Annotated in this window: 2 tRNA genes and 1 rRNA gene; all 3 read right to left on the reverse strand. The window is 37.3% G+C overall.

The annotated features are described in order from the left end of the window. Positions 1 to 135 precede the first annotated feature (135 nt). Positions 136 to 212: transfer RNA gene (locus IC173_RS20310), tRNA-Ile, on the reverse strand. Between the two features lie 9 nt (positions 213 to 221). Next, positions 222 to 310, reverse strand: a tRNA-Leu gene (locus IC173_RS20315). A 5-nt stretch (positions 311 to 315) separates the two neighbouring features. Next, positions 316 to 432: ribosomal RNA gene (gene rrf / locus IC173_RS20320) — 5S ribosomal RNA — on the reverse strand. Between the last annotated feature and the right edge of the window lie 270 nt (positions 433 to 702).

Genomic DNA, 702 nt, shown 5'->3' on the forward strand with positions numbered 1-702 from the left:
GAGCCAGGATCAAACTCTCAAATAAAAGTTTATCAGGCTCAGATACTATTGTTATCTAAATATCTGGCTTTATGGTTTGTTTCTTGTTTTATAAATTAACCTACTGTTTAATTTTCAAAGTTCTTTAAATTATTGTGGTGGGCCATCAGGGACTCGAACCCCAGACCTACCGGTTATGAGCCGGGCGCTCTAACCAACTGAGCTAATGGCCCACAATAATTTGGTGCCGAAGACCGGAATCGAACCGGTACGAGAGGTAAGTCCCGCAGGATTTTAAGTCCTGTGCGTCTGCCAGTTCCGCCACTTCGGCACATCACCTGGCTATGTCCTACTCTCCCAGGCAGTTTCCCACCAAGTACCATCAGCGCTAGAGAGCTTAACTTCTGTGTTCGGAATGGGAACAGGTGTATCCTCTCTGCTATTATAACCAGATTATTGTCTAAATTTTCATTTATCTTTTTTCTAAGACAAGTATTATAATAACATATTTGTCTTATTATGTCAATACTTTATTTATTCGATTTTAAGCTTATAAAATTCTTAAAAATCTCTAATTATTGACAGGTTTAAATACATAGAGTTAACACTCTAAAAACTACATATATATTTTAATCAATGAACATCAAATAATATTGGTCAAGTCCTCGACCTATTAGTATCGATAAGCTAAATACATTGCTGCACTTACACCTTCGACCTATC

Origin of the sequence: Clostridioides sp. ES-S-0048-02, from assembly GCF_020658495.1 — a bacterium.
GTDB lineage: Bacteria > Bacillota > Clostridia > Peptostreptococcales > Peptostreptococcaceae > Clostridioides.